Source organism: Micromonospora sp. NBC_00898 (assembly GCF_045207895.1).
Lineage (GTDB): Bacteria > Actinomycetota > Actinomycetes > Mycobacteriales > Micromonosporaceae > Micromonospora.
This window is the reverse complement of sequence record NZ_CP108775.1, coordinates 4,403,488-4,417,149: the sequence shown is the minus strand read 5'-3', so window position 1 is coordinate 4,417,149 and position 13,662 is coordinate 4,403,488. Positions and strand designations below refer to the sequence as shown.

The 13,662-nt window shown below is 74.1% G+C and carries 12 protein-coding genes, 3 tRNA genes and 1 pseudogene; 10 read left to right on the top strand and 6 right to left on the bottom strand.

Annotated elements, in window-relative coordinates:
* Positions 1-21: 21 nt before the first annotated feature.
* Positions 22-1,382, bottom strand: a pseudogene (locus OG799_RS21440) (hypothetical protein).
* A gap of 182 nt (positions 1,383-1,564) precedes the next feature.
* On the opposite strand from OG799_RS21440, the gene OG799_RS21435 reads away from it, so the two are divergent.
* The 6 genes from OG799_RS21435 (at position 1,565) to OG799_RS21410 (ending at position 3,598) form a co-directional block, all read left to right on the top strand.
* The gene (locus OG799_RS21435) at positions 1,565-2,368 is read left to right on the top strand and encodes a fumarylacetoacetate hydrolase family protein (protein WP_406036924.1); all 804 of its coding nucleotides are present in this window, start codon (positions 1,565-1,567) and stop codon (positions 2,366-2,368) included.
* Positions 2,369-2,474: 106 nt separating this feature from the next.
* A tRNA-Gln gene (locus OG799_RS21430) sits at positions 2,475-2,546 on the top strand.
* A gap of 88 nt (positions 2,547-2,634) precedes the next feature.
* A tRNA-Glu gene (locus OG799_RS21425) sits at positions 2,635-2,707 on the top strand.
* A 233-nt stretch (positions 2,708-2,940) separates the two neighbouring features.
* A tRNA-Glu gene (locus OG799_RS21420) sits at positions 2,941-3,016 on the top strand.
* A 13-nt stretch (positions 3,017-3,029) separates the two neighbouring features.
* A complete protein-coding gene (locus tag OG799_RS21415) occupies positions 3,030-3,284 on the top strand; it encodes an IS200/IS605 family accessory protein TnpB-related protein (RefSeq protein ID WP_406036923.1) in 255 nt (84 codons plus the stop codon).
* The gene (locus tag OG799_RS21410) at positions 3,209-3,598 is read left to right on the top strand and encodes a zinc ribbon domain-containing protein (RefSeq protein ID WP_406036922.1); all 390 of its coding nucleotides are present in this window, start codon (positions 3,209-3,211) and stop codon (positions 3,596-3,598) included. Before OG799_RS21415 ends, OG799_RS21410 begins: the two co-directional genes overlap by 76 nt.
* On the opposite strand, the gene OG799_RS21405 is transcribed toward OG799_RS21410, so the two are convergent.
* Positions 3,567-4,253 (bottom strand): IclR family transcriptional regulator, encoded by a 687-nt coding sequence (locus OG799_RS21405; RefSeq protein WP_013284529.1) that lies wholly within the window; start codon positions 4,251-4,253, stop codon positions 3,567-3,569. The two genes, OG799_RS21410 and OG799_RS21405, sit on opposite strands and share 32 nt — an antisense overlap.
* Positions 4,254-4,302: 49 nt before the next feature.
* Here OG799_RS21405 and leuC point away from each other — a divergent pair, with 49 nt between their 5' ends.
* The 4 genes from leuC (at position 4,303) to OG799_RS21385 (ending at position 9,333) form a co-directional block, all read left to right on the top strand.
* Positions 4,303-5,745 carry a 3-isopropylmalate dehydratase large subunit gene (leuC, locus tag OG799_RS21400; RefSeq protein WP_406036921.1) on the top strand — a complete coding sequence of 481 codons (1,443 nt, stop codon included), beginning with the start codon at positions 4,303-4,305 and terminating at the stop codon, positions 5,743-5,745.
* 17 nt (positions 5,746-5,762) lie between these two features.
* On the top strand, positions 5,763-6,350 hold the full coding sequence (leuD, locus tag OG799_RS21395; RefSeq protein ID WP_406036920.1) for a 3-isopropylmalate dehydratase small subunit: 588 nt from the start codon (positions 5,763-5,765) through the stop codon (positions 6,348-6,350).
* 172 nt (positions 6,351-6,522) lie between these two features.
* Positions 6,523-7,200, top strand: a complete 678-nt coding sequence (locus tag OG799_RS21390) for an HU family DNA-binding protein (protein WP_406036919.1) — start codon at positions 6,523-6,525, stop codon at positions 7,198-7,200.
* 144 nt (positions 7,201-7,344) lie between these two features.
* A complete protein-coding gene (locus OG799_RS21385; protein ID WP_406036918.1) occupies positions 7,345-9,333 on the top strand; it encodes an endonuclease/exonuclease/phosphatase family protein in 1,989 nt (662 codons plus the stop codon).
* A gap of 134 nt (positions 9,334-9,467) precedes the next feature.
* Here the strand turns inward: OG799_RS21385 and OG799_RS21380 are convergent, their stop codons facing one another.
* The 4 genes from OG799_RS21380 to cofC are packed head-to-tail and all read right to left on the bottom strand — an operon-like array spanning position 9,468 to position 13,648.
* Entirely contained in the window at positions 9,468-10,349 is an 882-nt protein-coding gene (locus tag OG799_RS21380) for an NUDIX domain-containing protein (protein WP_406036917.1), read from the bottom strand.
* Positions 10,350-10,389: 40 nt separating this feature from the next.
* Complete coding sequence (locus OG799_RS21375; RefSeq protein ID WP_406036916.1) at positions 10,390-12,726, bottom strand: RNA degradosome polyphosphate kinase; 2,337 nt, start codon at positions 12,724-12,726, stop codon at positions 10,390-10,392.
* A 53-nt stretch (positions 12,727-12,779) separates the two neighbouring features.
* On the bottom strand, positions 12,780-12,977 hold the full coding sequence (locus OG799_RS21370) for a cold-shock protein (protein WP_406036915.1): 198 nt from the start codon (positions 12,975-12,977) through the stop codon (positions 12,780-12,782).
* A gap of 23 nt (positions 12,978-13,000) precedes the next feature.
* On the bottom strand, positions 13,001-13,648 hold the full coding sequence (cofC, locus tag OG799_RS21365; RefSeq protein ID WP_406036914.1) for a 2-phospho-L-lactate guanylyltransferase: 648 nt from the start codon (positions 13,646-13,648) through the stop codon (positions 13,001-13,003).
* Positions 13,649-13,662: the final 14 nt, after the last annotated feature.

Sequence of the window (13,662 nt, the reverse complement as noted above, 5' to 3'; positions counted from 1 at the left end):
CGACCGCCGCCCGACCGCCGGTCAGGGCACGTCCACCCGGACCCCGGCGGAGAAGACCCCGCTGCGCAGCTCCAACTGCTTCGGCGGTTGGCTGCCGTTGACGGTGAAGACCAGCGGCAGCACCACCCGGGTGCCCGCCGCGACCGGCTGGGCGAACACGTCCCGCCCGAGGTTGGCGACCCGGGTCGCGGTCTCGTCGGTGCTGACCCAGTTGCCGTCCGGCAGGTACGCCCGCTGCAGCTGGCTGTGCCAGGTCTGCTGCTCCGGGGTGAGGTTGCGCACCCCGACGGTGGCCTGGCACTGCCGGCCGCCCGCCGCGCCCGCCACCTGACCGCCGGTCCCGCAGGCGACCCGGTAGACGGTGAACTCGAACGCCGTCTCGCGCAGCGGCACGCCCACCTGACCGGTGACGCTGCGCCCCATCCAGGCGCCGCTGGTCGGCTGTTTGGTCGTGTCGATCGCGGCGACCCGCTGGGTGGCCGTCCAGGCCGCCGCGCCGACCACCCCGGCCAGCACCGCCGCCGCCACCCCGACCAGCAGCCAGACCGGCGGCCTGCGGCGCCGTCCTCCCGCCGCGGGCAGCACCGCCCGCGGGTAGACCGTCCCGCCGCCCGCCGGGCGGCCGGCCCGGGGGCCGCCCCGCCCGTTGCCGCGGCGGAGCCGGTCGGCGCCACCCCGGAGCGCCGGCGGCGGCGCTGCCACCACCACGCGAGCGCGCCGACGGTGACGACCAGGAGCGCGGCCAGCGCCCCGAGCAGCACCGGCGGCCGGCGCCAGGCCGGCGCCGCAGTCACCTTCGCCGCCGGGACCGGGGCCGCGTTCCAGGTGGCGGTGGCGCAGTCGTACGGCCGGGTGCCGTCGGTGCCGTAGGCGCAGGCCGGCGCGGTGACCGGCCGGCCCGGCGGGGTCATGGCCAATGCGGTGTTCAGGGTGGTGGTGCTCCGCGCCGGCAGCCTCAGCCGCCAGGTCACCTCGCTGGCGGACGCCCCCGTCGGTCGGATGGCCCGCCCGCCGGCGGTGACGGTGGTCGCGGACGAACCTGCCGGCAGCTCCTGCCGCACGGTGGTCTCGACCATCGTGTTCCCGGCGTTGCGCACGTGGATCCGGTAGGCCGGCGCCGGCGTGTTGGCCGGGGCCATCGCCACGGTCACCGGTGACGCCGACCGTGGGATCGGCGCCGCGCTGGCGGGCGGCACCGCGGGCGGCGCCGCGGGCATGCCGGTGGCCATCGGGGTGGGCTGCGTGACCGCCCCCGGCGCCGGTCCGGCGGGTGCCGCCGCCGCGCGGGGCGCCGCGGGTGGCAGCGCCGGTACGGCGGCGAGGATGCCGAGGCAGTTCACGATCACTGCGAGGGCTCTGTGGTGTCGTCTCGATGCAGGCATACGAACGAACCTCCGGACCCGAAGCTATGGGGCCGGGACCGCCGTGCGGGTACGAAGTCGGCATTTTCGCCCCGCCGGCCGGCCGAACGCGTACCCTGCCGCCGACCGCTCCGGTCCGGCCCGCGACGTGCCGGTGGTCGCAGGCGGCGTGGATCGGCCGTGGTCGGGGATAGATTGGCCGGGTGCGTATCGCTCGTTTTGCTCATGCCAAGGGAATGTCGTTCGGGGTCGTCGAGGGCGAGCCGGAGGCCGGGCCGCAGGGCCTGACCATCGCCGAGATCGACGGGCACCCGTTCGGCCAGGTCCAGTTCTCCGGCGCCCGGTGGGCGCTCTCCGACGTCCGGCTGCTCTCGCCGATCCTGCCCAGCAAGGTGGTCTGTGTCGGCCGCAACTACGCCGAGCACGCCGCCGAGCACGGCAGCGAGGTGCCCAAGGAGCCGCTGCTCTTCCTGAAGCCCTCCACCTCGGTGATCGGGCCGCGCGACGCGATCCGGCTGCCGATCTTCTCGAAGCAGGTCGAGCACGAGGCGGAGCTGGCCGTGGTGATCGGCGCCCCGGGGGCGCGCCGGGCCGACCGGGCCGCCGCCGAGCGGGCCATCTTCGGCTACACCTGCGCCAACGACGTCACCGCCCGGGACCTGCAGCGCTCGGACGGGCAGTGGACGCGGGCCAAGGGCTTCGACTCGTTCTGCCCGATCGGTCCGTGGATCACCACCGGGTTGGACGTCTCCGACCTGGAGATCCGCTGTGAGGTGGGTCGCAACCCGGAGGAGATGGAGGTACGCCAGCTCGGCCGGACCAAGGACATGGTCTTCGACGTGCCGGCCCTGGTGTCGTACATCTCGCACGTGATGACGCTGCTTCCCGGCGACGTGGTGCTGACCGGCACCCCGGCGGGGGTTAGCCCGCTCACGGAGGGGGATACGGTCACCGTGCGGATCGAGGGGATCGGCGAGCTCACCAACCCGGTGGTCCCGGTCGCCTGATGCGTCCTACGCCTCGTTTCCGCAGCTCAGGTGCGGTTCGGGGGGTTGGATTTGGCCTGTCGGCACCGGGAGGGTAAAGTTCATTCCCGGCGCCGCAAGGGGCCAATGGGGTATGGGGTAATTGGCAGCCCGACTGATTCTGGTTCAGTTAGTCTAGGTTCGAGTCCTGGTACCCCAGCGCAGCCGCGGATTCGCGAGAATCCCGGTCGCTGGACTCTGATAGAGTGCAGCTTCCTCGCCACCAGAGCGGGGAAGCAGGAAGTTCTGGCCCCGTCGTCTAGCGGCCCAGGACGCCGCCCTCTCAAGGCGGTAGCGCCGGTTCGAATCCGGTCGGGGCTACAGCGCTGACAGCCCGTCCCACCTCGGTGGGGCGGGCTTCTTCGTGTCCGAACACCGCCGCGTCCGCCGGGGCTTTCCGCCGGCCCGGCGCTGCTCCGGTTTCCCCGCTCCCCGGCGCGCGCCTCCGGCTGTTCCGTGCTCGGCAGCGCCCACCCCGTCCTCGGTGCCGGGAGCCGGTGTCGCTAGAATAATGCCGCACCGCTCGCCAGGGCGGTGAAGCAGGAAAAGTGCCTGGCCCCGTCGTCTAGCGGCCCAGGACGCCGCCCTCTCAAGGCGGTAGCGCCGGTTCGAATCCGGTCGGGGCTACCACTCGCACGTCCGGGTGGCGAACCTGCGCCGCGACGGCCTGCACAAACTCACTACCCGATTGGCCCGTGAGCATGGCACGGTCGTGGTCGAGGATCTGAACGTGGCCGGGATGCTGCGTAACCGGAGGCTGGCTCGGCGCATCGCCGACGCCGGGTTCGCCGAACTGCGCCGGCAGGTGGCCTACAAGACCGGATGGAACGGCGGCCGGCTCGTCGTGGCCGACCGGTGGTATCCGTCGTCGAAACCTGCTCGGGCTGTGGCGCGGTGAAAACCAAGCTGGCTCTGTCCGAGCGCACCTACACCTGCACCACCTGCGGCCTTGTCCTCGACCGGGACCTCAACGCCGCCCGCAACCTCGCCGCACTCGCGGCTGAGGTCGACACCGCCGGGAGTGGCCCGGTGGCCGGACGTGGAGCCGACCGTAAGACCCGCCACGGCGGGCCGGTGGCCGCGAAACGTCAACCCGGCACCGCTGCGGCGGGTAAGGCCGGGACCGCCCCGCCGCAAGGCAAGGGCTGCGTGAGCGCCTATGAGTGCTCACTTGCAACGGTTAGAGGCCGGAGAGGCGTTGGCCGGCTCTGACCACGGCCATGGCGTGGCGTTCGCCGGGCCGGCGGCCGAGGCGCTCGATGGGGCCGGAGATGCTGATCGCGGCGATCACCCGGCCGGTGCGGTCGCGGATCGGGGCCGAGACGCTCGCCACACCGGCCTCCCGTTCGGCGACGCTCTGCGCCCAGCCACGGCGGCGTACCTCGGCCAGGGTGCGGCCGGTGAACTTCGAGCGGGGCAGCAGTGGCATGACCGCCTCCGGCGGCTCCCAGGCGAGCAGGATCTGCGCCGCGGAGCCCGCCGTCATCGGCAGCACCGAGCCGACCGGCACGGTGTCCCGCAGGCCGCTGGCCCGCTCGGCGGCGGCCACGCAGATCCGCTCGTCGGCGCGGCGCAGGTAGAGCTGCGCGCTCTCGCCGGTGGCGTCGCGCAGCGCGGCCAGTAGCGGCTCGGCCGCGGTCAGCAGCACGTCCGGCGCGGCGTTGGCGAGCTCGCCGAGCCGGGGCCCGGGGCGCCAGCGCCCCTGGGTGTCCCGGACCAGCATCCGGTGGATCTCCAGCGCCTGTGCCAGCCGGTGCGCGGTGGCCCGGGGCAGCTTGGTGCGTTCAACGAGTTCGGCCAGGCTGGCGCCGTCGACACAGGCGGCCAGGATGACCACCGCCTTGTCGAGAACGCCGACACCGCTCATACTGTGTCCCACAAGCCGAAACTTACCTCCCAGAATTTAGGATGTCCAGATGGTGGGAGTCACTCAACCGAGGACCCTGGCCGAGAAGGTCTGGGACGCGCACGTGGTGCGGTCCGTCGAGGGCGAGCCGGATCTGCTCTTCATCGACCTGCACCTGCTGCACGAGGTCACCAGCCCGCAGGCCTTCGACGGGCTGCGGCTGGCCGGCCGCCGGGTCCGCCGTACCGACCTGACGATCGCGACTGAGGACCACAACACCCCGACCGGGTACGCCGACCCCGCGTTCCGCTCCCGGCGCGGCGACCTGCTCACCATCGCGGACCCCACCTCCCGCACCCAGATCGAGACGCTCCGCCGCAACTGCGCCGAGTTCGGCGTACGGCTGCACCCGCTGGGCGACGAGAACCAGGGCATCGTGCACGTCATCGGCCCGCAGCTCGGCCTCACCCAGCCCGGCATGACCATCGTCTGCGGTGACTCGCACACCGCCACCCACGGCGCGTTCGGCGCGCTCGCCTTCGGCATCGGCACCAGCGAGGTCGAGCACGTGCTGGCCACCCAGACGCTGCCGCAGGCCCGCCCGAAGACCATGGCGGTGAACGTCACCGGCCAGCTCGCCCCGGGCGTCACCGCCAAGGACCTGGTGCTCGCGCTGATCGCCCAGGTCGGCACCGGCGGTGGGCGCGGCCACATCGTGGAGTACCGGGGCGAGGCGATCCGGAACCTCTCCATGGAGGGGCGGATGACCATCGCCAACATGTCCATCGAGTGGGGCGCCAAGGCCGGCATGATCGCGCCGGACGAGACCACCTTCGCGTACCTGAAGGGGCGGCCGAACGCGCCGCAGGGCGCGGACTGGGATGCCGCGGTGGCGTACTGGAAGACGCTGCCCACCGACGAGGGGGCGACCTTCGACGCCGAGGTGACCCTCGACGCGAGCTTGATCACCCCGTTCGTCACCTGGGGCACCAACCCCGGTCAGGGCGCCCCGCTGGGCTCGGCCGTGCCGGACCCGGAGGAGTTCGTCACCGAGTCTGAGCGGACCGCCGCCCGACGCGCCCTCGAGTACATGGACCTGACGCCCGGCACGGCGCTGCGCGACCTCGCCGTCGACGTGGTCTTCGTGGGCTCCTGCACCAACGGCCGGCTGGAGGACCTGCGCGCCGCCGCCGACGTGCTGCGCGGCCACCAGGTCGCCGACGGCGTACGGATGCTGGTGGTTCCCGGCTCCGCCGCGGTACGTGAGGCGGCCGAGGCGGAGGGGCTGGACAAGGTCTTCGCCGACGCCGGCGCGGAGTGGCGCTTCGCGGGCTGCTCCATGTGCCTGGGCATGAACCCCGACACGCTCTCCCCGGGCCAGCGCTCGGCCTCCACCTCCAACCGGAACTTCGAGGGCCGTCAGGGCCGGGGCGGGCGTACCCACCTGGTGTCCCCGCCGGTCGCCGCCGCCACCGCCGTGGTCGGCCGGCTGGCCACCCCCGCCGATCTGTAGAAGGGCAGCTGCTCCCGATGGACAAGTTCACCACCCACACCGGCACCGCCGTGCCGCTGCGCCGCTCCAACGTGGACACCGACCAGATCATCCCCGCCGTGTACCTCAAGCGGGTGACCCGGACCGGTTTCGCGGACGGGCTCTTCAACGCGTGGCGGGAGGACCCGGCATTCGTCCTCAACGATCCCGCCCATTCCGGCGCGTCGATTCTCATCGCCGGCCCCGAGTTCGGCACCGGCTCCTCCCGGGAGCACGCGGTCTGGGCGCTGCGGGACTGGGGCTTCCGCGCCGTCATCTCGCCCCGCTTCGGCGACATCTTCCGCGGCAACGCCCTCAAGGAAGGCCTCCTCCCGGTCGAGCTGGAATTGAAAGCCGTCGAGGAACTGTGGGGTCTGGTGGAATCCGACCCGACCACCCCGGTCACCGTCGACCTCACCGCCCGCCAGGTCCGGGCCGGGGACGCCAGCTGGATGTTCCCGCTGGACGACCACAGCCGCTGGCGGCTGATGGAGGGCTTGGATGACATTGGACTCACCCTCCGGCACGCCGCCGAGATCAGCGCCTTCGAGGCGTCCCGGCCGTCGTTCCTGCCGTCGGTCGCATAGCCGTACACCCGAGGACACATCGGTTTTCGCCCCCACCGGCCCGGCCGGTGGGGGCGAATCCGTTACGACACAAGGGCTTTTTTCCATCGAATGTTTGTGTAGCGGCAGCACAGGGCATACCGTGCGCGCAGAATGGCTCGCGTCGAGTCAGTTGCACAATCGGGAGGAAGTCGTGAACAAGGCCGAGCTCATTGAGGCGCTCGCCGTTCGCCTGGGGGACCGGAAGACGGCGACGGCCGCGCTCGACGCGGTCCTCGCTGAGGTCCAGGGGGCGGTTACCAAGGGCGAGAAGGTGGCGATCACCGGATTCGGAGCGTTCGAAAAGCGCGTCCGGGGTGCCCGAACAGCGCGCAACCCGCGGACCGGCGAGGCGGTGAAGGTCAAGAAGACCTCCGTCCCGACCTTCCGTCCGGGCGCCGGTTTCAAGGAGATGGTGGCCAGCGGCAAGGCGCCGAAGGCCACGGCCGCCGCCAAGAAGACCACCACGGCCGCCGCCAGGACCACCGGGGCGAAGGCGGCCGGGGCCAAGGCGGCCGGGGCCAAGGCGGCCGGGGCCAAGGCGGCCGGGGCCAAGGCGGCCGCCGCGAAGAAGACCACCACGGCCGCCGCCAAGAAGACCACCGCGGCAAAGGCCGCCAAGACCACCGCGGCCACCAAGAGGGCCGCCCCGGCGAAGAGGGCCGCCCCGGCGAAGAAGACCACCGCGGCGACCAAGACCGCCGCGGCGAAGAAGACCACCGCGGCCAAGAAGACCACCGCGGCCAAGAAGACCACCGCCGCCAAGAGCACGGCGGCCAAGAAGGCGCCCGCGAAGAAGGCTCCGGCCAAGAAGGCGGCCGCCCGGCGCTGACCGGCCCGACCCGAAAGGGCGCCCACCGTCGTGGTGGGCGCCCTTTTCGCGTACGACCACAGCGTCCCGCCGTTGACCGGCGACCCGGGCCGCACGCACAATCGCCGTGCCGAACACCCCCGTCGGTTCCGAGGAGAGGCGCCGGTGCGCCACCGCCACCTCATCACCGCCACGCTCGCCCTCGGCGTGGTGGTCCTGCTGGACGTGCTGCGGGTCTGGCTGCCGTCGATCATCACCATCTTCGGGCAGGCCGCCGCCACCCCGGCCGAACTGCTCGGGGCCTTCGCCGTCTCCTGGTTCCTGCTCGCCCTCGCCGCGCCCGCCCTGGTACGCCGCCTCGGCGCCCGCCGCGTTGGCCTCGTCGCGGCCGGGGCGCTGGCCGGCGTGCGGCTCGCGCTGACCGCCGCGCCGGGCGGCCAACTCCAGCTCTGGCTGGCCTGCACCGGTCTGCTCGCCGGCCTGCTATGGCTCGCCGCGACCGCCGCCGTCGTGGCCCGGCCCGTACCCGGCCTGGCCCTCGGCCTGGTCGCCGCCGCCGTCGGGCACGCCCTGCTCGGCACGGAGGACCTGGTCTGGCGGGGCGGCTGGCCGGCGTGGACGCTCAGCCCTCTGCTGGCCGCCGCGTTCCTGACCGGGGAGTTCCTGGCCGCGAGGGTGCTGACCGGGAAGGTACTTGCCGGGAAAGCGCTGGCCGCGGCGTTCCTGGTCACGCGGGCACTCGCCACCGGGACGAACCGGGCGGTGGCGTCAGGCGGCGCACGGGGCTGGCTGCTTGCGGGTCCGGCGACGCTGCTGGCCGGTCAACTGGCGCTCCCCCCAGCGGTGTGGAATGCCGCGGCCTCCTACCGCCACGGCTCGCCAGGCCTTGCCGGGCTTGGCGTTCCGGCGGAGCACGTACCGGCCCTGCCGATGCTCGTGGTGGGGCTGTTCCTGGTGGCCACGTTCACCCGCCCGCCGAGGTGGCTCGCCCGGGTGCTCTGGCCGGCCGCGCTGCTGGCGGGGGCGGTGCTCTTCGCCGCCGACCGTCCCGGCTGGCTGGGACCGGCGTTCCTGCTCGCCGCCGCCGGCCTCGGCGGTTGCCTCGCCCTCGCCGACGCGGACTCCGGCCCCGGCTCCGGCCCTGGGACCGGCACGAGCGACGGCTCGGCGATGTCCGGGCGTCGTGGCTACGTCGCCGTCGGCGGGATGCTGGTCTTCGCCGTCGCGTCGATCGCCTACTACGCGGCCTACGACCTCGGCTATCCGAACGGCTGGGTGCCCGTGGCGTTGGCGGTGCTCGTCGCGGTGGTCGCCGTCGCCGGGCCACCCGCCGCCGCGTCCGTCCTCCCGGAAACGGCGCTCGCGTGGACGGTCATCGGGCTCATGCTGCTGACCGGGGTGGCCGGCGGGATCCACCGCCCGGTGCCGGCGACCGGGCCGAGCGCCGCGACACCGGGCAGCGTACGGGTGGTGGCCTACAACATCCGGATGGGTTTCGGGCTGGACGGGCGGTTCGACCTGGACGGCCTGGCCCGGGCGGTCACCGGGAGCCGGCCGGACGTGGTGGTGCTCAGCGAGGTGGACCGCGGCTGGCTGCTCAACGGCGGCCACGACACCCTCGCGCTGCTGGCCCGGCGGCTGCGCATGCCGTACGTCTTCGCGCCGGCCGCCGATCCGGTGTGGGGCGACGCGGTGCTCAGCCGTTGGCCGGCGCGCTCCGGCGAGACCCGTCCGCTGCCGGCCGTCGGGGCACCCACGGGGGCGCAGGTCCTCGGCGTGACGCTCGACCTCGGTGGCGGCGCCCGACTGGCCGTGGTCGCCACCCACCTGCAACCCCCGCCCCGACAGGGCCCGGTGACCCAGGCCCGCGCGGTCGCCGCCTTCGCCACCCGGTACGCCGCCGGCCGTCCGCTGGTGCTGGCCGGCGACCTGAACACCGAGCCGGGCGATCCGGCGTTCGCCGAGTTCACCCGCGCCGGCCTGGTGGACGCGCTGGCGTCCGCCCGGCCGTTGCCGACAGGCCCCGCCGACGAGCCCCGCGAGCAGATCGACCACGTCTTCGTCTCGCCGGGCCTTGGGACGGCCGACGTCGCCGCGCCCCGCGTCACCACCAGCGACCACCTGCCGGTCGCGGTGACCCTCACCCTGCCCTGACCGCGCCGCCCCGGCTGCCGCAGGCACCGGCCGCCCTGACCGGCACCGCCAGTGTCGGCCGCCAGGGGCCGCCGCCGCGTTCGACGTGCCGGCGGCTGCCGCTACCGCCGGCCCTGCGCGGGACCCCCGCGCCGCTACAGCCGGTCGGCGGCGAGCAGCCGGTCGCCGCTGAAGGCGAGCAACCAGCCACCGCCCTTCGGGGTGGTGAAGTCGCCGGCCCGCCCGGCCAGCCGTTCCAGGGCACCCGGCAGCACCTTGCCCTGGCTGCACACCGCCACCCGCTCCCCGGCGGCGCCCAGCGCGGCCAGGTGGGCGGCGGCGGCCAGCGCGCACTCGTCCTGCTGCTGGCCGGGTTTCGGCTCGTCGAAGTCGCCGACCACCTCGATCGGCAGGTCCAGCAGGGCGGCGGCCGGGTCGAGGGTCTGCACGCAGCGGCGGGCCGAGGCGGACAGCAGCCGGGCCGGGCGGACCAGGGCCACCAGCTCGGCCAGCGCCTGCGCCTGCGCCCAGCCGGTGGCGTCCAACGGCCGGCCGGTGTCCGGCCCGGACCAGGTGCCCCGCCTGCCGGCGTGCGCGTGCCGGACCACCAGCACCGTGCCCGTCACCGGCGGCAGCGCCGCGAACGCGGCGAGCACCTCGGCGTCGTGCGGGTAGCTCACCAGGCGTACCGCGTCGTCGGCGGGGAGCCAGCGCACCTCGTCGACCTCGGTGTCCGGCTGGAAACCGCCGTCGGCCACCGCCCGCATCGACCAGTAATCCACCCGCTTCGGGCGGCCCTCGCTGCGGTAGCGGACGGTGGGCAGCCGGACCTGGGGCACCGCCCGGGCGTCGGTCTCCTCGGCCACCTCGCGGACCGCCGCCAGCAGCGGGTGCTCGCCGGACTCCAGCTTGCCCTTGGGCAGCGACCAGTCGCCGTAGCGGGGGCGGTGCACGAGGCAGACCTCGACCCCCCGGGCACCCGGCCGCCAGGCGACCCCACCCGCCGCCCGGATGCCCGGCGGCTCCTCGTCCGTCATCCGCTCACCGTAAGCCCGGCCGGTGCCCGTGGTGGCCCGCTCAGCCGGCCGTCCCGCCGACCCGCCGCAGCAGCAGCTCCTGCAGGTGCGTCAGCGGCGCCTCGTCGGTGCCGGTACGCCGCGTCCAGGTCCCGTCCCCGGCCAGCTCGAACGCGTCCACCTCGGGGCTCATCGCGGCCGTCAGCACGTGGTCCAGCTCGGCCCGGGCGACCGGGTCGCTCACCTGCACCAGCGCCTCCACCCGACGGTCCAGGTTGCGGTGCATCAGGTCGGCCGAGCCCATCCAGAACTCGGCCTCGCCGTTGTTGCCGAACCGGAAGATCCGCGAGTGCTCCAGGAACCGGCCGAGGATCGAGCGGACCCGGATGTTCTCCGACAGCCCCGGCACCGCCGGGCGCAGCGTGCACATGCCCCGGATCAGCAGGTCCACGTGCACGCCGGCCCGCGACGCCCGGTAGAGCGCGTCGGTGATCTCCTCGTCCACCAGCGAGTTCACCTTGAACTGCACCAGCCCCGGCATGCCCAGCCGGACGTGCGCGATCTCCCGCTCGATCCGTTCGACCAGACCGCTGCGGATGCCCTGCGGGGCCACCAGCAGCCGCCGGTACGCGGTCTGCCGGCTGTACCCGGTGAGGACGTTGAACAGGTCGGTTAGGTCGGCGCCGATCTCCGGGTCGGCGGTGAGCATCCCGAAGTCCTCGTAGAGCCGGGCCGTCTTCGGGTGGTAGTTGCCGGTGCCGATGTGGCAGTAGCGGCGGATCTGGTTGCCCTCCTGGCGCACCACCAGGGCGGTCTTGCAGTGCGTCTTGAGCCCGACCAGGCCGTAGACGACGTGGCAGCCGGCGCGTTCCAGGGTCCGGGCCCAGCCGATGTTGGCCACCTCGTCGAAGCGCGCCTTCAGCTCCACCAGCACCACCACCTGCTTGCCGGCGGCGGCCGCGTCGACCAGCGCGTCCACGATCGGGGAGTCGCCGCTGGTGCGGTACAGGGTCTGCTTGATGGCGAGCACGTCCGGGTCGGCGGCGGCCTGCTCGATGAAGCGCTGCACGCTGGTCGCGAACGAGTGGTACGGGTGGTGCACCAGCACGTCCCCGTCCCGCAGCGTGGCGAAGACGCTGCGCGGCACCTCGCCCTCGGCGAGCCGGGGATGGGTGGCCGGCACGAACGGCGGGTCCTTCAGGTCGGGCCGGTCGGCCTCGCCGTACACCTGCCACAGCGCGGAGAGGTCGAGCAGGCCGCGGACCCGCAGCACGTCGTGGCCGTCCATGTCCAGCTCGCGGACCAGCAGCTCCAGCATGTGGTCGGAGATGGAGGCGGCGACCTCCAGGCGTACCGGTGGGCCGAACCGCCGCCGGGCCAGCTCCCGCTCCAAGGCCTGGAGCAGGTCCTCGTCGCGGTCCTCGTCGACCTCCACCTCGGCGTTGCGGGTGACCCGGAACAGGTGGCACTCCACCACCTGCATGCCGGAGAAGAGCTGCCCGAGGTGCACCGAGATCAGGTCCTCGACCGGCAGGAACCGCACGCCCGGCTGGTCGCGGGCCACCCGGACGAACCGGGGCACGTTGTTCGGCACCTTCACCCGGGCGAACAGCTCCGACCCGCCGTCGGGGTCGCGGACCGACACGGCCAGGTTGAGCGACCGCCCCGAGATGTACGGGAACGGGTGCGCCGGGTCGACGGCGAGCGGGGTGAGCACCGGGAAGATGTGCTCCCGGAACCAGGTGCGCAGGCGCTCCCGCTCGGCGTCGTCCAGGTCGCTCCAGCGCAGGATCCGGATGTCCTCGGCGGCCAGCTTCGGCAGCACGTCGTCGACGAAGCAGGCGGCGTGCCGGGCCACCAGGTCGACGGTCCGCTCGGTGATCAGCCCCAACTGGGTCCGCAGCGGCAACCGGTCCCCGCCGCGCACCGGCAGGCCGGCGGAGAGCCGGCGCTTCAGCCCGGCCACCCGCACCATGTAGAACTCGTCCAGGTTGCTGGCGAAGATGGCGAGGAACTTCGCCCGTTCCAGCAGCGGGGTGCGCGGGTCCTCGGCGAGCGCCAGCACCCGGGCGTTGAAGTCGAGCCAGGACAGCTCCCGGTTGAGGAACCGGTCCTCGGGCAGCGGCGCCGCCGCCGGCGGCTCGTCGTCGACGGCGAAGCCGGTCGGCGGGCGGTGCTCCGGCCCGGTGACCGGGTCGAGCACCTCCTCCAGGCCGGCGGAGGCGGCCGCGGCGTCGGCGTCGGCGCCGGGTGACCCCGGATCCCGGGGCGGAGTCTCCTCCGGGGCGCGGACGGTGCGGAAACGGCCGTCAGCGCTGCGGGTGCGGGCGCCGTTGCGGGGCTCGGCCGGGTCGGTGGCGTGCGGCGGGCGGTCGGGGTGCTTGCGAGGGGTGCTCACCTGCTCATAATCACCCGATTCCGGTTAACGCAAAATGAACTTGGCCCGGGTGATCAGGCCATCGTCGGCAACGTCACCCGGACCACGGCGCCCGTCGCATCGACGTCGAGGCGTACCCGCTGGCCGAGTCGGAGCAGGCGCAGCCCGGAGGCGTCGAAGGCGCGGGCCGGGAAGGCCAGCTCGGTGCCGTCGTCGAGGAGCAGCACCCCGCTGCGGGTCGACGCGTCGTAGGTGGCCACCGTGCCCTGCATGCCAGCACCGTACACCGGACGGGTCAGGCGGGGGCCGCGGCGGCGCCGGCCCCGAGCAGCGCCGTGGTCCGCGGGCCGAGACCGATCCGGGCGGCCGCGACCAGGTCGGCCGGGGTGTCCACGTCCCGGCGCAGGCTGGGCCAGTCGCCGGCCAGCGGCAGCGCGCCGCTCGCCGCGTGCGCCGCCGCGGAGCCCACCCCGAACCGGGGCTCCAGCGGCACCCCGGCCGGCGCCGCGAGCAGCACCGTGCCGTCCCCCGGGGCGTCGGCCACGAACCGGCGTACCCCCGACGGGCCGGCCGCGACCACGGACAGCGCCGCCGCCAGCTCGGCCGGGCGCAGCGCCGGCAGGTCGGCGGTGAGGCCGATCACCCGGGCGTGCCGGCCGGCCGTCGCGGCCCCGTGCCGGAAGGCGGCGTTCAGCCCGGCGTCCGGCGCGTCCGGCACGATCCGGGCGCCCGCCGCGGCCAGCTCCGCCGCCACCCGGGCGTCGTCGGTCACCACGAGGACCCCGGCCACCGCCGGGCACGCCAGCACCGCGCGGACCGTGTCGGCCGCCAGGGCCAGCGCCAGTTCCTCATGCGGTACGGCCGGCAGCGCCCCCCGCAGGCGGCTCTTCGCCGCCGGGAGACGCTTCACCGGCACCACCACGGTCCAGGACGGCTCAACCACGTGACAATCCTGCC